At 73.6% G+C, this 18,108-nt stretch carries 13 protein-coding genes and 4 pseudogenes; 10 read left to right on the forward strand and 7 right to left on the reverse strand.

Annotated elements, in window-relative coordinates; translation table 11 throughout:
- Positions 1 to 49: 49 nt before the first annotated feature.
- Positions 50 to 1,159, reverse strand: a complete 1,110-nt coding sequence (locus tag IH13_RS0105950; RefSeq protein WP_031081632.1) for a citrate synthase 2 — start codon at positions 1,157 to 1,159, stop codon at positions 50 to 52.
- 292 nt (positions 1,160 to 1,451) lie between these two features.
- Here IH13_RS0105950 and pdxH point away from each other — a divergent pair, with 292 nt between their 5' ends.
- The gene (gene pdxH, locus IH13_RS0105955) at positions 1,452 to 2,078 is read left to right on the forward strand and encodes a pyridoxamine 5'-phosphate oxidase (RefSeq protein ID WP_031081634.1); all 627 of its coding nucleotides are present in this window, start codon (positions 1,452 to 1,454) and stop codon (positions 2,076 to 2,078) included.
- Between the two features lie 454 nt (positions 2,079 to 2,532).
- Entirely contained in the window at positions 2,533 to 3,888 is a 1,356-nt protein-coding gene (locus tag IH13_RS0105960) for a PAS domain-containing protein (protein WP_031081635.1), read from the forward strand.
- A gap of 79 nt (positions 3,889 to 3,967) precedes the next feature.
- On the opposite strand, the gene IH13_RS0105965 is transcribed toward IH13_RS0105960, so the two are convergent.
- The gene (locus tag IH13_RS0105965) at positions 3,968 to 4,723 is read right to left on the reverse strand and encodes an SIS domain-containing protein (protein WP_031081638.1); all 756 of its coding nucleotides are present in this window, start codon (positions 4,721 to 4,723) and stop codon (positions 3,968 to 3,970) included.
- Positions 4,724 to 4,921: 198 nt separating this feature from the next.
- On the opposite strand from IH13_RS0105965, the gene IH13_RS0105970 reads away from it, so the two are divergent.
- Positions 4,922 to 5,614, forward strand: a complete 693-nt coding sequence (locus IH13_RS0105970; protein WP_031081640.1) for an iron-dependent transcriptional repressor DtxR — start codon at positions 4,922 to 4,924, stop codon at positions 5,612 to 5,614.
- Between the two features lie 851 nt (positions 5,615 to 6,465).
- Positions 6,466 to 7,371 carry an alpha/beta fold hydrolase gene (locus tag IH13_RS0105975; protein WP_031081642.1) on the forward strand — a complete coding sequence of 302 codons (906 nt, stop codon included), beginning with the start codon at positions 6,466 to 6,468 and terminating at the stop codon, positions 7,369 to 7,371.
- A 122-nt stretch (positions 7,372 to 7,493) separates the two neighbouring features.
- On the opposite strand, the gene IH13_RS0105980 is transcribed toward IH13_RS0105975, so the two are convergent.
- From IH13_RS0105980 to IH13_RS0105990, 3 genes are read right to left on the reverse strand one after another with little or no spacing between them, the layout of a single operon-like run.
- Positions 7,494 to 9,134 carry a hypothetical protein gene (locus tag IH13_RS0105980; RefSeq protein ID WP_031081645.1) on the reverse strand — a complete coding sequence of 547 codons (1,641 nt, stop codon included), beginning with the start codon at positions 9,132 to 9,134 and terminating at the stop codon, positions 7,494 to 7,496.
- The gene (locus tag IH13_RS0105985) at positions 9,131 to 9,937 is read right to left on the reverse strand and encodes an ABC transporter ATP-binding protein (protein WP_031081646.1); all 807 of its coding nucleotides are present in this window, start codon (positions 9,935 to 9,937) and stop codon (positions 9,131 to 9,133) included. Before IH13_RS0105985 ends, IH13_RS0105980 begins: the two co-directional genes overlap by 4 nt.
- A 36-nt stretch (positions 9,938 to 9,973) precedes the next feature.
- Positions 9,974 to 10,651 (reverse strand): bifunctional DNA primase/polymerase, encoded by a 678-nt coding sequence (locus IH13_RS0105990; RefSeq protein ID WP_031081648.1) that lies wholly within the window; start codon positions 10,649 to 10,651, stop codon positions 9,974 to 9,976.
- Positions 10,652 to 10,897: 246 nt separating this feature from the next.
- Here IH13_RS0105990 and IH13_RS45995 point away from each other — a divergent pair.
- From IH13_RS45995 to IH13_RS36840, 4 pseudogenes are all read left to right on the forward strand, one after another.
- Positions 10,898 to 11,101, forward strand: a pseudogene (locus tag IH13_RS45995) (transcriptional regulator); the annotation flags it as partial.
- A gap of 226 nt (positions 11,102 to 11,327) precedes the next feature.
- Positions 11,328 to 12,500 (forward strand): annotated as a pseudogene (locus tag IH13_RS0105995) (transcriptional regulator); the annotation flags it as partial.
- 154 nt (positions 12,501 to 12,654) lie between these two features.
- Positions 12,655 to 12,886 (forward strand): annotated as a pseudogene (locus tag IH13_RS44375) (hypothetical protein); the annotation flags it as partial.
- A gap of 1 nt (position 12,887) precedes the next feature.
- Positions 12,888 to 13,958, forward strand: a pseudogene (locus IH13_RS36840) (hypothetical protein); the annotation flags it as partial.
- A gap of 18 nt (positions 13,959 to 13,976) precedes the next feature.
- Here IH13_RS36840 and IH13_RS0106005 read toward each other — a convergent pair.
- Positions 13,977 to 15,257 (reverse strand): ABC transporter substrate-binding protein, encoded by a 1,281-nt coding sequence (locus tag IH13_RS0106005; protein WP_031081652.1) that lies wholly within the window; start codon positions 15,255 to 15,257, stop codon positions 13,977 to 13,979.
- A gap of 174 nt (positions 15,258 to 15,431) precedes the next feature.
- Between IH13_RS0106005 and IH13_RS0106010 the strand changes: the two genes are divergently transcribed.
- Both IH13_RS0106010 and purU read left to right on the forward strand, forming a co-directional pair.
- On the forward strand, positions 15,432 to 15,878 hold the full coding sequence (locus IH13_RS0106010) for an SCO4402 family protein (RefSeq protein WP_031081655.1): 447 nt from the start codon (positions 15,432 to 15,434) through the stop codon (positions 15,876 to 15,878).
- A gap of 28 nt (positions 15,879 to 15,906) precedes the next feature.
- A complete protein-coding gene (purU, locus tag IH13_RS0106015; protein WP_031081656.1) occupies positions 15,907 to 16,809 on the forward strand; it encodes a formyltetrahydrofolate deformylase in 903 nt (300 codons plus the stop codon).
- Positions 16,810 to 16,827: 18 nt separating this feature from the next.
- Here the strand turns inward: purU and IH13_RS0106020 are convergent, their stop codons facing one another.
- Complete coding sequence (locus tag IH13_RS0106020; RefSeq protein ID WP_031081658.1) at positions 16,828 to 18,027, reverse strand: zf-HC2 domain-containing protein; 1,200 nt, start codon at positions 18,025 to 18,027, stop codon at positions 16,828 to 16,830.
- Positions 18,028 to 18,108 lie beyond the last annotated feature (81 nt).

The raw sequence follows: 18,108 nt of genomic DNA on the forward strand, positions 1-18,108 counted from the left end.
GGGGCCGGTGACCGGGAGCCGCGCGGCCCCCGGTCGCCGGCCCGCCTTCTCAGCCCGCCAGACCCGGGAGTCGCTCGTACCCCGCGATGTCCCGCGGGTCCCGCGCCCCCGGGCCGACGTACGTCGCCGTGGGGCGCACCAGGCGGCCCGTCCGCTTCTGCTCCAGGATGTGCGCCGACCAGCCCGCCGTACGGGCGCAGCTGAACATCGACGTGAACATGTGCGCCGGGACCTCCGCGAAGTCCAGCACGATCGCCGCCCAGAACTCGACGTTCGTCGCCAGCACCCGGTCCGGGCGGCGGGCGTGCAGCTCCTCCAGTGCCGCCTTCTCCAGGGCCTCGGCCACCTCGAAGCGCGGCGCCGCCAGCTCCTTCGCCGTACGCCGCAGGACGCGCGCCCGGGGGTCCTCGGCCCGGTAGACCCGGTGGCCGAAGCCCATCAGCCGCTCACCCTGGTCCAGCGCCCGCTTCACGTACGCCGCGGCGTCGCCGGTCCGCTCGATCTCCTCGATCATGCCGAGGACCCGGGAGGGGGCGCCGCCGTGCAGCGGGCCCGACATCGCGCCGACCGCCCCGGAGAGCGCCGCGGCCACGTCCGCGCCGGTCGAGGCGATGACCCGCGCGGTGAACGTCGAGGCGTTCATGCCGTGCTCGGCGGCCGACGTCCAGTAGGCGTCGACGGCCTTGACGTGCCTGGGGTCCGGCTCACCGCGCCAGCGGATCATGAACCGCTCGACCACGGACTGCGCCTTGTCGATCTCGCTCTGCGGAACCATCGGCAGCCCCTGGCCGCGCGCCGACTGCGCGACGTAGGAGAGCGCCATGACGGCGGCGCGCGCCAGGTCGTCCCGGGCGGTCTCCGCGTCGATGTCCAGCAGCGGTTTCAGCCCCCACACCGGTGCCAGCATCGCCAGCGCCGCCTGCACGTCGACGCGGATGTCACCGGAGTGGACGGGGAGGGGGAAGGGCTCGGCAGGCGGCAGGCCCGGGTCGAACGCCCCGTCCACCAGCAGACCCCAGACGTGGCCGAACGACACATGGCCCACGAGGTCCTCGATGTCGACACCGCGGTAGCGGAGCGAGCCGCCCTCCTTGTCGGGTTCGGCGATCTCCGTCTCGAACGCGACGACTCCTTCAAGTCCGGGTACGAAGTCGGACATCAGACGGCTCCCTCGGCTCGGCGGCTGTGTGCGGGCCCAACAGGTCCCTCGGGCCTGCCCACGATACTGGCGGGTACGCACGGTGCGGGGAAGGGTGACGTCAGGCACAGGCTCCGGACACCCGGACGGTACGGAGGCGGACCGGTGGCCCGCCGGCCGGCGTCCCGCCCCCTCACCGGTGGGCGCCGCCCCATGCTGCGGCAGGATGACCTTCGTGCCCACAGCTGACGCCACTCCGTCTTCCGCCTCCTCGCGCGCCTCTGCTTCCGATTGCACCACCGATCCCGCCGCGATGCGCGAGCAGTACCGTTCCGAGGACTTCACCGAGAAGGGCCTCGCCGCCGACCCCATGGCCCAGTTCGCCCGCTGGTTCCGCGAGGTAGCGGCCGGCGGGATGCTCCACGAGCCCAACGCGATGGTGGTCTCCACGGCCACCCCCGAGGGCCGTCCGTCCTCCCGCACGGTGCTGCTCAAGCACTACGACGACCGCGGCTTCGTCTTCTTCACGAACTACCACTCCCGCAAGGGCCGCGAGCTGACCGCGAACCCGTACGCCTCGCTGCTCTTCCCCTGGCACCCGCTGGCCCGCCAGGTGATCGTCACGGGCTCCGCGGCCCGCGTCGGGCGGGACGAGACGGTCGCGTACTTCCGCACCCGGCCGCACGGCTCCCAGCTCGGGGCCTGGGCGAGCGAGCAGTCCGCGGTCGTCGGCTCACGTGAGGAGCTGGTCCGGCGCTACGAGGAGCTGGCCGCCCGCTACCCGGAGGGCGAGAAGGTCCCGGCGCCCCCGCAGTGGGGCGGCTTCCGCGTCGTCCCGGAGACGGTCGAGTTCTGGCAGGGCCGCGAGAACCGGCTGCACGACCGGCTGCGGTACGTCCGCGAGGGCGCGGGCTGGCGGGTGGAGCGGCTCTGCCCGTAGGCCCCCGTACGCGGCGTGCCCGGAGCCCCCGGGCCCCGGGCACCCCCGTACGCGGCCTGCCCCTCGTACGCGGCGTGTCGGAGCCCCGGGCCCCGGACACGCAGAAACCCGCAGGCTCTGGTCCCTCCTTGCGGAGGAGCCGGCCGGATCTACCGGCGAGCCTGCGGGTCGGTGACTGCTTGGGTTTCGGCAGAACAGCCTGCCGAGGTGCACGGTGTGCGACGACGGGCTGTCAGCCCGCAGCCACCTCACGAATCCGATAAGACTGCACTTTTCGGATCACCTCCTTTCAGCGTGTGACCACAGACTAGGCACCGGCTCCCGGGGGACACAAGCGATTTACCGGGAGCGGGTGGACACCGGATTTCCGGGAAGTGGCTGTGGGGTGGCTCACGTTCGAGTTCAATGGTCTGACGTGCGGTAAAGGCAGAATTCGCCTCGCGGGAGGTGCGGAGTGAGTGCTTCCAGGAGTAGTGGGATCGCCGACGCGATCGGGCCCGAGGAGGGTCCCGGGCCGGAGGGCGCCGTGCTGCTCGCGGCGTTGCTCGACGGAATGGACGCCGCGCTCTGCGCCTTCGACGCGCGCGGCACCGTCACCCACTGGAACCGCGAGGCCGAGCGGATCCTCGGCTGGAACGCCGCCGAGGCCGTCGGGCGCACGGGTTTCGCGGGGTGGGCGGTGCGGAGCGCGGACGCCGAGGACGTGCAGCGGCGGCTGATGTCCGCCATGGACACCCCGGGGCGCCAGGTGCACGAGTTCGCGTTGCTGCGCAAGGACGGCGGCCGGGTCCTGGTGCGGACCCAGTCGTCCGGGGTGCGCGGTCCGGACGGCGCTCCCGCCGGGGTCTACTGCGCGTTCAGCGAGGTGCACGCCCAGATCGACCTGGAACGGTCCATCGCGCTGAGCGAGGCACTGCTCGACGACGCGTCCTGGGGCGTCGCCCTGGTCGACGTCGATCTGCGCCCCGCCGTCCTCAACGCCTACGCGGCCCGGGCGCTCGGCGGCGGGCGCACGACGCTGCTGGGGCGCCCGCTGGGCGAGCTGATCGTGCAGGGGGTCGAGGAGCTCCAGGGCGCGCTCCAGCACGTGCTGGCCGAGGGGGCGCCGCCCGCCCCGGCGGAGCTGTGGGTCACGGTGCGCAGCGCCGAGGGCGTCCGGCGCCGGTGCTGGCGCAGCGGATTCCTGAGGCTGGTCTCCCCGCTGGCCGAAGAACCGGTTCCGCTCGGGGTGGGCTGGCTGTTCCGGGACGTGACGGAGGCCAAGCTGGCGGAGCAGGAGGCCGACCGGCTGCGCTTCCGGTCCAACCAGCTGCACCGGGCGTCCCGGCAGGCGGCCGAGTGCCAGGACCCGATGGAGGCGGCGACCTCGTCGCTGGACTACGCCCTGGCCGGCTTCGCGGACCACGTCCTGGTGGACCTGCTCGTCGGCGAGCGGCTGGTGCGGGCCGCGGCGACGCCGTCGGCCGCGCCGGGCCCCTGCCTGCCGGTGTCGGGCGGCTCGATCCCGGTGCGGTACGCGCCGGGCCACCTGGCCCTCCAGGCGGTGGAGCGTACGGGGACCGTCCGTACCAGCGCCCGGACCGGGGCGGGCGAGACGTGGGCGGTGGAGCGCCAGTGGCCCCGGGACGCGGTGCACGCCCTGTGCGCGGTGCTGCGGAGCCGGGGCAGGACGCTGGGCGTGGTGACCTTCCTGCGCGCCGCGAACCGCAGCGCCTTCGAACGCCCGGACGCGCTGTACGCGGAGAGCGTGGCGGCCCGGGTCGCCTCGGCGGTGGACCTCGCCCAGCTGACGGCACCGCCCGTCCCCTGAGGGGGCCGCCCGTGGCGGCGCCCGGGGACGCGTGCGCGGAGAGCCTCGCCCCGCCGGGTGCCGAGGCCGGGGGCGCGGCTCAGTGGCGGTAGAAGATCCGGTCCCCGTACTCCCGCATCACGCGGCCGTTCCACTCGTGGCCGCCGTCCACGTTGCCCGACCGCAGCAGCGGCGGCTCGATGCCCCGGGTCACCAGCTCCTCCGCGGCGGTGGCCATCATCGCCTGCATCAGGGCGCTGGTGACGACCGTGGAGGCGGGCGCGAAGGGCGCCTCGACCCCGGCGGTGGTCAGCTCCGCGTCGCCGACCGCGATCTTGCTGTCGAGGACGATGTCGCAGTGGTCCCGCAGGAAGCCGCCCGAGGCGTGCCGCGACCGGGTGCTCGTCGCGTACGCGACCGAGGTGACCCCGATGACGGTCAGTCCCAGCGCCCGGGCGTTCTGCGCCATCTCCACGGGCAGTGCGTTGCGCCCCGACAGGGAGATGATCACCAGGAGGTCGCCGGACCTCGCGGGGCTGGAGTCGAGCACGGCCCCGGCCAGCCCGTCCACCCGCTCCAGCGCCGAGCCCAGCGTGGCCGGCATGACGTCGACGCCGACGGTGCCGGGTACGGCGAGCAGGTTCATCAGGGCCAGCCCGCCCGCGCGGTAGACGACGTCCTGCGCCGCCAGTGAGGAGTGCCCCGCGCCGAAGGCGAAGAGCCGTCCGCCCGCGGCGACCGTGTCGGCGATGGCGGCACCCGCCGCGGCGACGGACTCGGACTCCTCGTCACGCACACGCTCCAGCAGGCCGATCGCTGCGTCGAAGAACTGACCGGCGAGCTTGGTGTCGCTCATCGAGGAACCCTTTCCAACGGGGGCCGGGGTGGTATGCCGCCGATCACGTTGCGGTCCGGAGCGGTGACCTGTCAATACCGCACGGGGTCCGCCGCGGTCCCGTTCCCGGCCGGGCAGGCACGGTTGTCGGCGGTATGGGTCAGAATTGGTGGAGGGCCATCGCACGACGACTTCATGTCACAGCATCGAGGGGCACGTATGTCCGGACTGATCGACACAACGGAGATGTATCTCCGCACCATCCTCGAGCTCGAAGAGGAAGGCGTGGTCCCGATGCGCGCCCGGATCGCCGAACGGCTGGACCAGAGCGGTCCGACCGTCAGCCAGACGGTGGCGCGCATGGAGCGGGACGGCCTGGTCCTGATCGCCGGGGACCGGCACCTGGAGCTCACCGACGAGGGGCGGCGCCTGGCGACACGGGTGATGCGCAAGCACCGGCTCGCCGAGTGCCTGCTCGTCGACGTGATCGGACTGGAGTGGGAGCAGGTCCACGCCGAGGCCTGCCGCTGGGAACACGTGATGAGTGAGGCCGTGGAGCGCCGGGTGCTGGAGCTGCTGCGCCACCCGACGGAGTCTCCGTACGGCAACCCGATCCCGGGACTCGAGGAGCTGGGCGAGCAGTCCGGGGCCGATCCGTTCCTGGACGAGGGCATGGTCAGTCTGGCCGACCTCGACCCGGGGGCGGAGGGCAAGACCGTGGTGGTCCGGCGGATCGGCGAGCCGATCCAGACCGACGCCCAGCTGATGTACACGCTGCGGCGGGCGGGCGTGCAGCCGGGCTCCGTGGTCAGTGTGACGGAGTCGGCCGGCGGTGTGCTGGTCGGTTCCAGCGGAGAGGCCGCGGAGCTGGAGGCCGACGTGGCCTCGCACGTCTTCGTCGCCAAGCCCTGACCGGACGGCCGGCCCGCGCCCCGGGGGACGGGCGGACGCGGTGAGCCGCGGGGGACGGGCGGACACGGTGACGGTCCGCAGCCGCCACGGCGGCCGGTGCCCCTTCCGGTCCGCGCGGACCACGCACGGCCTCATCGATCCGTGGGGAGCCGGGCACGGCACGGCGTGAACCAGGCACGGCGGGGCGCATCGGCGCCGACGCGAGCTCTCGCGTCGGCGCCGATGCGCGTTTCGTCCCCCTGCCGGGCCCGACCTGCGGGTTCGTGCCTATGGGGCGTCTGGTACGCCTGCGCCTGCAGGTGCGGATGCACGTGCAGAAGTGCGTCGGTACGGCCCGCTTTCTGTTTTCCGTCCGGAATTGCAGCGGCCGGGCGAAACGCGTGCCAGGCTGTGGCCAGGCATATGACCTGAGGGCGCCGGCGCGGTCTGCCGGGCGGTCGGGGAGGGAGCGGGGAATGCGCCCGTCGCACGGTCCTGTGCGCCGCGCAGCGGCAGTCGCGCTCCGGTCGGGTCCCGGTGACCGGGCGGAGCGGGCCGGGCCGCCCTTTCGCGTGCGAGCGGCTTCCCGCCGGGACGACGGACGGCCCCGGCGCCCGAAGGCGCCGGGGCGCGACCTCCCCTGCGTCGACCTGGAGCCCCGAGCTCTCAAGGTCGGTGACCGCGGACCCCTGTCCCCGAGTGATCCGCCGCCTGGAGAAGATCTCCCCCCGGCGGCGACCGCCAATCCTGGAGCGGTGTCACTCGATGGTGGGGTGTTACGAGCCGGAACCCGTTTTTCGAATAAAGGTTCGATAGCCTGGCGCGTGGGCGACCACAGGGCGACCGAGGACCAGAAGGGGGTGCCAGAACCTATGGTGCGGCGCGTTGATGTGACCGGGGCGGGCGGGCTCCGCCTCTCGGCCTGGGAGTTCGCCGATCCGCCCAAAGAGCGGGCGGAGGGCGAGCGGGCGCCCGGGATCTTACTGCTCCACGGCCTGATGGGGCGGGCCGCCCACTGGACGTCCACCGCCCGCTGGCTCTCCGAGCGCCACCGCCCCGTCGGCCTCGACCAGCGGGGTCACGGCCGCAGCGAGAAGCCCGCCGAGGGCCCCTTCACCCGCGACGCCTACGTCGCGGACGTGGAGGCCGCGATCGAACAGCTGGGTCTCGCCCCCGTCGTCCTCATCGGGCACGCGATGGGCGCCCTCACCGCCTGGCAGCTCGCCGCCAAGCGCCCCGACCTCGTCAAGGGCCTGGTCGTCTGCGACATGCGCGCGACCGCGCTCGGCGCCGCCTCGCAGCGGGAGTGGGAGGACTGGTTCGCCACCTGGCCGGTGCCCTTCGCCACCCTCGCCGACGTACGGAAGTGGTTCGGCGAGGACGACCCCTGGGTCGAGCGGCCCAACCCGTCCCGTGGGGAGTTCTTCGCCGAGGTCATGACGGAGGGCGCCGACGGCTGGCGCCCCGTCTTCTCCAGGCGCCAGATGCTGGAGTCCCGGGCGACCTGGGTGTACGACGCCCACTGGGAGGAGCTGGCGCAGGTGCGCTGCCCCACCCTGGTGCTGCGCGGACTCGACGGCGAGCTGGGCCGGGCCGAGGCCCAGGAGATGGTCCGCGTCCTGCCCCGCGGGCAGTACGCGGAGGTCGCCGACGCCGGACCCCTGATCCACTACGACCAGCCGGACGGCTGGCGTGCGGCGGTCGAGCCCTTCCTGGACCAGCTCGCCGGGGAGCGCCACGACGACCGGGAGGCGGTCAGCCCACCGGCCGGTCCCTGACCCGCCCGGCTGCCGGCGCCGGCCGGCTCCGCGGCCGGCGCCGTCCGGGGCCGACCGGACCCGGGCCCGCGCCACGGACCCGTACCGCGGACCTCCCCGGCCTGGCCCGGCCCCGGTCGCCCTCAGCCCTTGTCGACCGCCGCCAGGATCTCCGGCAGCCGGTCCGCGGTGCGCGGCGCGGCCAGCCGTACCCCCAGCCATCCGATGAACGCCCCGTACACCGCGCCCACCGGCAGCAGCACCCACAGCCAGCCCCGGTGGTCCGCGAGGTGCAGCCACAGCGTCAGCCCGATCACCGGTGCGCTCAGCAGCGCGGACGCCAGGACCCCGCCGAGCATGGACATCCAGGCGAGCCCCGCCTGGCCCGGCGCCACGTTCTTGAAGGCGCCTTCCTGCGGGATCGAGTACGGGAGCATCGCCGACGTCACCGCGCCCGTCGCCAGCATCGAGCCCAGCAGCGCGAACGACAGCCCCACCGGCCCGGGCAGGACCGACCAGTCCCCGAGCACGGCCGCCGTCACCACACACACCACGACCGTGAAGGGCAGGGTGATCAGCAGCAACGCCAGTGCGCGGGCCCGCAGTTCCACGTACGCCTCACGGGCCGACGAGATCGTCGTCGCCACCATCCAGAAGGCGGAGGTGTCCTGGCCGAACTGGTTGTACATCTGCATGCCGAGCATCCCGGCCGCGAAACACGCGAAGTACACCGAGCCGACGCCCTGGAGCGCGTTGAGCACCGGCACGATGAAACCGACGGCCAGCGCCGTCACCCAGGCCGCCTTGGTCTTCGGGTCCCGTACGACGTACCGCAGGCTCCGCTCCATCGCCGCGCCCGTGCGGCCCTCGGGGAGCAGCGCGAAGGGCCCGGAGCGTTCTGGGGAGCGGCTGCGGGCCGGCTCCGCCGCCGCGATCGTCGAGCCGTCCGGGGCCGTCATCAGCTTGTCCAGGCTCCGGTGCCACAGCCACAGCAGCGCCCCCAGGGCGAGGACCGAGACGGCCAGCTGCCCGGCTGCCACGCCGTACGACCCGTCGGACACGGAGCCCACCGCGCCGAGCGCCGAGGCCGCGGGCAGCCAGCGCACCACGTCCGCGGCCGGCTCCAGCGTGGTGAGCCCGCCCGCCTGGCTCAGGCGCTGCGTACCGAAGTTGACGAACTGGAGGCCCACCGCGATCACCAGGCCGCTGAGCACCGCCAGGTCGCGGCCCTTGCGCGAGGACAGCAGCCTGGTGTTGGCCGTGGCGACCGACCGCGCCAGCGCCACACAGACCAGCAGCGCCAGCGGTGCGGCGATCACCCCCGTCACCACCGCCCCGGCCCCGTGGGCCACGGCCACCACCGATCCGACCACCAGGGCCAGCGTGAAGAGCGGCCCGATCCCGACCAGCGAGGACGCCAGCAGCGCACCGATCAGCGGGCGCGGCCTGAGGGGCAGCATCACCAGCCGGCTCGGGTCCAGGGTCTCGTCACCGCTCGGGAAGAACAGCGGCATCACCGTCCAGCCGACCGCCGCCATCCCCGTCAGCAGCACCACGACGGTCACCGCATGGCCGTGACCGCGCAGCAGCACCAGGCCCGCCACCAGCCCGGCGGCCAGCAGCAGCGTGACGACGAGGGACGTGACGTACGCCGCCGTCCGCCCCGACGACTGCCGCAGCCCGTTGCGCAGCAGGGTCAGCTTGAGGCGTACGAAGACGGGGACGAGGGCACCCGTCCCGGCCACCGGGGCCGTGGGGCCCGCGGACACGCCGGCCGCGCTCATCGGGCGCCGCCCAGCCAGTCCAGGGACTCCCCGGTGCTGCGGGCGCCCGCCCCGACCAGTTCCAGGAAGGCGCTCTGCAACGACCGCGCCTCGCCGCGCACCTCGGCGAGCGTGCCCTGCGCCCGGATGCGGCCCGCCGCCATCACGGCCACCCAGTCGCAGAGCGACTCCACGAGCTCCATCACATGGCTGGAGAAGACCACCGTGGCACCGGAACGCGTGTAGCGCTCCAGCACCTCGCGGATGGTCTGCGCCGACACCGGGTCGACCCCCTCGAACGGCTCGTCCAGGAAGAGGACTTCCGGGTTGTGCAGCAGTGCCGCCGCGAGCCCGATCTTCTTGCGCATACCGGTCGAGTAGTCCACGACCAGCTTGTGCTGCGACCCGCCCAGGTCGAGCACGTCCAGCAACTGGGTGGCCCGCTTGTCCACCTCCGCGCCCGGGAGCCCGCGCAACCGCCCCGTGTAGGCGAGCAGTTCACGCCCCGAGAGCCGTTCGAAGAGCCGCAGGCCCTCCGGCAGCACCCCGATGCGCGACTTCACCTCGACCGGGTCCCGCCACACGTCGTGGCCGCCGATCTCGATGCGTCCCATGTCGGGCCTGAGCAGCCCGGTCACCATCGACAGCGTGGTGGTCTTCCCGGCGCCGTTGGGGCCCACCAGGCCGACGAACTTGCCCGCGGGCAGTTCCAGATCGATGCCGGCGACCGCCACCTGGTCGCCGAACCGCTTCCACAGCCCCTCGACCCGCACCGCGGGCACGGTCCTCTCCGTCCCGTCCTGGCCGTCTGTGTGTTCCGGCATGGCACTGTCTTTCGAAGTCCCCGTCATGGGGACACCCTACGAAAGACGGCTCCGCGCGTCGGCGGCCTCCCGGGCGCAGGCGTAGGCGAGCGGGCTGATCATCTCCTCGACGTCCGGCAGCCACCGGTTGGCCTGGCTCGGCCGACGCGCCCACTGCACGGCCCCGCGCCCGCCGACCCGGGTCGGCGGACCGACCACGTACGCGCCCTCGCCGCGGCCGACCAGGTCGAGCGCCCCGGCGTCCCAGCCCAGCCCGTTCACCAGGGCCGGGGCCTTGGCGGACGCGCCGGGCAGCACGAGGAACAGCATCCTGCGGTCGGGGGTACGGGTGACCGGACCGAGGGCGAGCCCCATCCGCTCCATCCGCGCCAGCGCCAGGAAGCCGGCCGACTCCGGTACGTCGAGCGCGTCGAAGGCGCGGCCGGCCGGGAGCAGCACCGAGGACCCCGGCTGCCGGGACCACATGCGGCGGGCCTGGCCGGCCCAGTCGGGCCGGGCCGGATGGGCCCCGGGCGCGGCACAGCCGGCGTCTCCGCACGAACAGCGCTCGGTGCCCTCCACCACGTCCAGCCAGGTGCCGGGGACCACGTCCCAGTGCCGCTCCTCGGCGTACCAGGCGGCGGCCTCAAGTAGTTGCTCACCTCGCTGCCGGGGGACCCGTACGGCCTGCGCGGCTTCCGTCACTACTGCGATGCGCTCTTCCACGACCAGCACAACTCCCCCCGCCACCCGGGGTTACGGGCGCACGGCCGCCGGCCACGGCGCACCGGGCCCTCACGCGGGGCGCACGGGTGCATGGACGGGGGCGCGCGTGAGGCCGTGCCCCGAAGTGCGGGTAGCCACATGCACGACTGTGTGCACGCGCTCAAGGTGGTACCCAATGAAGATGAATATGCGCATTTCTTGCGCCAACGCCGGGCAGTGATCCCTTCCTTGATCACTGCGCTCCCAGGGGGAAACATGGCAGCCAGGCCTCTCGTCGCACGCCAGCCGAACGAACGGCTCCAGACGCTGATCCAGGAGGCGGGGTGCTCCAACGCGGGCCTCGCCCGACGCGTCAACATGGTCGGGACCGAGCGGGGGCTCGACCTCCGGTACGACAAGACCTCCGTGGCCCGCTGGCTGCGGGGGCAGCAACCACGCGGCAGGGCCCCCGGCATCATCGCCGAGGCGCTCGGCCGCAAGCTCGGGCGTACGGTCACGATCGACGAGATCGGCATGGCCAACGGCAAGAGCCTCGCCTCGGGCGTGGGCCTGCAGTTCGCCCCCACGGTGCTCGGCGCGATCGAGCAGGTCTGTGAGCTGTGGCGCAGCGACGTGGGCCGCCGCGATCTGCTCTCGGGCTCGGCGGTGGCCGCCTCGGCGCTGGTGGAGCCCAGCCGTGACTNTCGCCGAGGCGCTCGGCCGCAAGCTCGGGCGTACGGTCACGATCGACGAGATCGGCATGGCCAACGGCAAGAGCCTCGCCTCGGGCGTGGGCCTGCAGTTCGCCCCCACGGTGCTCGGCGCGATCGAGCAGGTCTGTGAGCTGTGGCGCAGCGACGTGGGCCGCCGCGATCTGCTCTCGGGCTCGGCGGTGGCCGCCTCGGCGCTGCCCAGCCGTGACTGGCTGATCTCCGGGGCCGACCCGCAGGTGGCGCGGACGGCCGGGGCCAGGGTCGGCCCGGCGGACGTGGAGGCGGTGCGCGCGATGACCACCGCGCTCGTCGACCTGGACCACCGCTTCGGCAGCGGCCATGTCCGGCCCGTGCTGGTGCACTACCTCAACAGCGTGGTGTCCGGCCTCCTTTCGGGGGCGTACCGCGAGTCGACCGGCCGGGACCTGTTCGGCGCGGTCGCCCGGCTCACCGAACTCGCCGGGTACATGGCGGTCGACACCGGCCAGCCGGGCCTGGCCCAGCGGTACTACATCCAGGCGCTGCGCCTGGCCCAGGCCGCGGGCGACCGGGCGTACGGGGGTTACGTCCTGGCCGCCTCGATGAGCCATCTCGCCGCCCAGCTCGGCAACCCGAGGGAGATCGCGCAGCTGGCACGGGCGGCGCAGGAGGGTGCCCGGGGGAGGGCCACCCCGCGGGCGGAGGCCCTGTTCCACGCCGCGGAGGCACGGGGGCACGCCCTGATGGGGGACGCCCGCACCTGTGAGGTGGCGGCGGGCCGGGCCGTGGACGCGCTGGAGCGGGCCGAGCCGGGCACCGGCGACGACCCGTCCTGGGTCGCCCACTTCGACGCGGGGTACCTCGCGGACGAACTGGCCCACTGCCACCGCGACCTGGGCCAGCCGGAACCGGCCGCGCGCCGGGCCAAGGAAGCCCTGGCGGCCCTGCCCGAGTCCCGGACCCGGCGGCGCGGGATCGGCCTGGTCCTGCTGGCGACGGCGCAGGTCCAGCAGCGCGAGGTGGAGCAGGCGTGCCACACCGGGCTGCGGGCGATGGAGCTGCTGGGGACGGTGCGTTCCAGCCGGGGCGCCGAGTACCTCGACGACCTCCAGCAGCGGCTCGCGCCGTACGGGGACCAGCCCGCGGTACGGGAGTTCGACGCCCGGCTCGAACTGCAGGCCGCCTGAAACGGCCGCCCGCGACCGTGATCAGCGTCGTCAGGGCGCTGCGTGTTACCCCCGGTGTGAAGGGCCGGTGAGAGCACCTGGGCGCTTGGCGCGGGGCGGCGTTCACCCGGTAGCGTGAGCCGACGATTCCGTAGGTTGACACGTAGGAGTCCCGGTGACGCAGAGCGGACAGGGCGACGAGCAGCAACCCCCTGCTGTACGGCCCGCGCACGAAGGGGTCGTGCTGCCCGCAGACGGTGGCGCCCCCTGGTCGGCGGCGGGGCAGGCACATCAGCCGGCCGAACCCGCCGCTCCCGCGGGCGGTCAGCCATGGGGCCAGTCCTGGGGTCCGCAGTCCGCGCCCCAGGACGGCCCCCCGCCGGGGCAGTTGCCGCCGGAGCAGCCCCNGGCCGCCTACGGGTCCCCGCAGGACCCGTACCAGCAGCCGCAGCACCACCAGCCCCAGCCGTACGCCCAGCCGCTGCCCCCGGAGGCCGGGGCCGGGGCGGACGCCGACGCCACGCAGTACATCGCGCCGGTGCCCGGAGGCCAGATGCCCGGTGGCCAGATGCCCGGCGGACTGCCGCCCGCACAGGCGGGGGACGCGGACGCGACCCAGTACATCCCCCCGGTGCCCGGCGGCGCCCCGTACGGCATCCGGCGGGCGCCACCCAGCAGATGGCCCAGGTCGACCCGTCACAGCACCAGCAGCCGCCGCACCAGCAGCCGTTCCCCGGTGCGTACGGGCAGCAGCCCCCGCCGCCGGCCGCCGAGCCGTACCGGTCGGGGCTGCAGGGCCTCGGGAGCGAGCCGGAACCCGAGCACCACGGCCGCACGGAGGAGCGCAGGCGCTCGCCGCACATCCCGCTGATCGCCGCGGTCGTCGTCGGCTGCGCGGTGGTCGGGCTCGGCGCCGGCGCGCTGATGAGCGGGGGCGACGACTCCGGGAAGGACGACAAGCAGCCGGTCGCCTCGGAGAGTATGTCCGCGGGCGAGCCGTCCGCCCAGGCCGCCGACCCGGCGAAACCGCAGGCCGAGGCGCTCGACAAGCTCCTCGCCGACAGCAACAACAGCCGTGCGGCGGTGATCGGCGCGGTGGAGAAGATCAAGCGCTGCGACGATCTGGACCAGGCGGCCGACGACCTCAAGGGCGCCGCCGCCCAGCGCCGCGAACTGGTGACCCGGCTCGAAGGCATCAGCATCGACCAGCTCCCCGCCCACGAGGAGCTGTCGTCCTCGCTGAAGGCGGCCTGGAAGGCGTCCGCCGAGGCCGACGACCACTACGCGGCCTGGGCCGGCCAGGCGAAGCGGAACCACAAGAAGGTCTGCAAGGGCGGCACGGCCAGGTCGACCGACGAGACGGGCAAGGCCGCCAACTCCAGCGGTGAGGCCACCGCGGCCAAGAAGAAGGCCTCGGCCCTGTGGAACTCCATCGCGCAGAAGTACGGGCTGACCGAGCGCGAACCCGTGCAGCTCTGACCCGGGGGCGGGCGCGTCTCAGCCGCGGAGGCGGGCGTCCACCAGGGTCTCGGAGACGTCCACGAAGCCCTTCCGCTCGGTGACCAGGCGCCCGTCGCGCACCACCTGGAACGTCACCTGCGCGTTGGCGATCCGCGAGTACGCGGCGGAGCCGACCATGTCCGCGTACCGCCAGCGCAGCACCGGTGTGAGCCCACCGGTGTCGACCCGGGTGCCCCGGTTGAGGCTGACGCCGATGCCCCCGGCCGTGATCTCGGACCGGTCCATCGCCTCGACGACCGCCTTGAGCACGGTGTAGGCGATCCAGGTGGTCTGCACCCCGGTGTCCTCCGGATCGATCCGGTTGTCGTCGAAGGCGTGGGTGCGGATCACCCGGCGCATCTCCTCCCAGCGGGCATCGCCCGACTCGGGGTACCAGCCGGTGACGTACGCCCCCTCGAAGGGGCTCTTCCGGCCGCCCGTGCGGTCGATGAGGGACTGCCCGACGCTGCCGAGCACGGAGGAGATCCGCGCCCCGCCGTCCTCGGGTTCGAGCCGGCGGAAGGAGTCGAAGAAGGTCTCCGTGCCCTGGCCGAGCACGGCCGTCACACAGCCGCCGCCCGCCTCGCGGAGCGCCTCGGCCGCCTGGGTGTCGTACGAGGTGGCCTCCTCCGGCGCCGGTACGTCGTGGACGGCGGGGCGGCCCGCGGCCGTGAGGCTCTCGTCGAGGAGGGCGGGCATGCCGTCGCCCACGAGCGTCTCCGGCCGCACCAGGGCCACCCGCTCGCAGTCGCGCGCCAGCTGCTTGCCGTTGCCCGCGACGAGTGCGGACTGCCCGCCGTTGACGGGGTAGGAGAGATAGCTGGTGAACTCGTCGGGGGAGGCGCCGTACCCGCCGATGTAGGGGATGCCGGCCGCCTCCAGCGGTGCCAGGAAGGCCCGCCCGTAGCGGCTGTACGAGCCGACGACGGCCACCACGTCCTCGTCGACCGCGCGCCGGGCGCAGGCGGACGCTCCGACGGCCGTGTCGCCCTCGTCACAGGTCAGGACGCGCAGCTCGTGCCCGTCGATGCCGCCCTGCTCGTTGATCCAGGCGGCGTAGGTCCGTGCCATGGCCGGCATGCCCGCCATGTCCACCGTCCGCGGCCCCTCGGACCCGGTGGACCCGGGGGCCCAGGTCATCACGGTGACGGGCTCCCTGGAGCCCCCCGACACCCCGGGGAGTACCCCGCAGCCCGAGGCCAGCAGCGCCCCGGCCACCGCCGTACGGATGAGGTGCCCGCGAAGGCGGGGGGAGGAGGAGCGCGGCCGTCCGGTCATGGGTACGGACCTTTCCGCGCGACGGGTAACGGCGCGGTGCCCCGGGGCCGACGCCGGGTGACGGCCGGGTGAATTGCGGGGGCGCGTCCCGGGGCCGGCGGACGGAACGTACGATCGACAACCGTGCAGCAAGGTTCGGAGAACTCTTCCCGTCGCGGCCGTCGCTCCTCCACCATGGGCGGCATGCCGCTCAACGACATGCCGTGGTGGCGCTGGCGCGCGAACGTGCGCTCGGCGCTGCACATGCTCTCCGACCCCGTCTTCCACCAGGAGTGCTGGCTGGCCGGCCAGGAAGGGTACGGCGACGTGACCGACGCCGTGTACCGCCTGGTCGAGGACACCTGGCTGGACAACTGGTCCGCGGAGAAGTACGTCGGGACGATCTTCCGCGACTCGGCCGAGGCCGCCCTGGTGGACGCCGCCGCCCTGCGGGTGCTGCGCATCATGCACCAGATAGGCGCCGACGCCCCGGTCTCCGCCTACCTGGAGCACCCCGGCTGGCCGGAGGCCGTGGTGGCCGCCCGTGAGGCCCATGTGGCGCTCTCCGTCAACGACGCCGAGGACCCGGACGTCCCGCCCCGCTCCCTGGACGTGCTCCGCATCGTGACCGGTTCGGCCTGACCGGCAGGGGGTGTGGCACCCTACGGGGATGACCGCGCCGCAGCCTGCCGACTCCGTTACCGCCGCTGCCTCGGACACCGCCGCCGAGCAGTACGTCCTCACGCTCTCGTGCCCCGACAAACAGGGCATCGTGCACGCCGTGTCGAGCTATCTCTTCATGACCGGCTGCAACATCGAGGACAGCCAGCAGTTCGGCGACCACGACACCGGTCTCTTCTTCATGCGGGTCCACTTCTCGGCGGACGCCCCCGTGGACGTGGCGAAGCTGCGGGCCGGCTTCGCCGCCATCGGGGACTCGTTCCGGATGGAGTGGCAGATCCACCGGGCCTCGGAGCGGATGCGGGTCGTGCTGATGGTCAGCAGGTTCGGGCACTGCCTCAACGACCTGCTGTTCCGTTCCGGCACCGGCGCGCTGCCCGTCGAGATCGTGGCCGTCGTCTCCAACCACACGGACTTCGCCGAACTCGTCGCCTCGTACGGCATCCCCTTCCGGCACATCCCGGTGACCCGGGACACCAAGCCGGAGGCGGAAGCCCAGCTGCTGGAGCTGGTGCGCGGGGAGAACGTCGAACTGGTGGTCCTGGCGCGCTACATGCAGGTGCTCTCCGACGACCTCTGCAAGCAGCTGAGCGGCCGGATCATCAACATCCACCACTCCTTCCTGCCGAGCTTCAAGGGCGCGAAGCCCTACCACCAGGCCCACGCGCGCGGGGTGAAGCTGATCGGGGCCACGGCGCACTACGTGACCGCGGACCTCGACGAGGGCCCGATCATCGAGCAGGAGGTCGAGCGGGTCGGGCACGGCGTGACCCCGGACCAGCTCGTGGCCGTCGGCCGGGACGTGGAGTGCCGGGCGCTGGCCCGGGCCGTCAAGTGGCACGCGGAGCACCGCATCCTGCTCAACGGCCGCCGTACGGTGATCTTCCCGTAGGACGTGCCGCGGGCCCGGTCAGAGGCGGCTGAGGGAGGCGGCGGCGAAGAGCACGTCGCTGATCGCCTCGCGGTCGCCCTCCTGACCTGCCGCCGCCTCCACCGGTGGTACGTGCCCGGCGACCAGCCGGCAGAACTCCACGCCGTCCAGGGCGACCTGTGCCACCGCCTGGTCGGGCGAGCCCATGGCCGCCGGTGAGTCCAGCGGGATGTACCAGTCGCCGCCGCCCTTGCCCTCGACCTCCAGATGGAGTGAGCGCCCGGGCGCACCGGCGGTGACCAGCCGGCGGACCGGTGCGGCCAGCCCCGCCCGGCGCCGTCCGGCGAGCGTGGCGGGCAGCAGCCGGGCCGCCAGGTCGATCATGCGGTGCAGATGGGGCGCGGAGGGCGGCTCGTACGGGTAGTCCACCGCCTCGGCGATGTCACCGGCGTGCACCCAGCACTCGAAGGCCCGCTCCAACAGGGAGTCCTCCAGCGGGAGGGCGAAACCCCCGTAGGGGACCGAGAGTTCACCGACACCGCGTCCCGCGAAGGACACCGTCCGCACCAGTGTGTGGCTCTGGTCGCGCCACGGCTCCCGGACGGCGCGGGTGGGCGGCCGGTAAGCGGCCGACCAGTACGTTTCCGTGCGCTCAGCCGGCGAGCGCGGCTTCTCGCCGCTCCCCAGGGGGTCGTCCAGGCCGAGGGCGGCGGAGACCAGTCCGTCCACCGCCATCAGATGGCTGATCACCCCGGCCACCGTCGTCCCGCGATGGGCCTGCCGCTCGTCCTCGAACCACTTCAGCCGCACCGGGGCGTGCCACTCCTCGTCACCGAAGTCCCTCAGCAGGGCGTCGAGCCGGGCGGTCTCCGCGTCGTACGGAGCGGCCCAGGACGGGACCGGGATCCGCGCGGGACGACGGCCCAGGCACCCCTCCAGGACCCGGGAACGGAGCATCGGGTCCAGGTCCAGGCTGCCGCCGGTGTGCAGCAGGCCCACGGCGTCGCGCAGCCGCAGGGCCTCCTCCGCGCAGCGGGCGCACCCGGTGAGGTGCTCCTCGACGGCGGCGGTCTCCTCCGCGGAGCAGGCGGACAGGGCCCAGGCGCCGAGCAGCGACTTGAGGACCTGGTGGGTCAGGGCGGGGCCCGGCGGCCCGTCCACGGCGTCCCGCGGCTGCGGTATGCGCCCGGTGTCCAGGCGCTCCTCACCACGGCCGCCGCCGTCGGTGTCCCCGCTCACGGTGTCGGTCCGTATCCGGGGGAGGCGTGCTCCTCGGCCGGGCGGGGGCTCGCGGTGGAGAGCCTGTCTCTTATACACATC

Source organism: Streptomyces sp. NRRL WC-3549 (assembly GCF_000721935.1).
GTDB lineage: Bacteria > Actinomycetota > Actinomycetes > Streptomycetales > Streptomycetaceae > Streptomyces.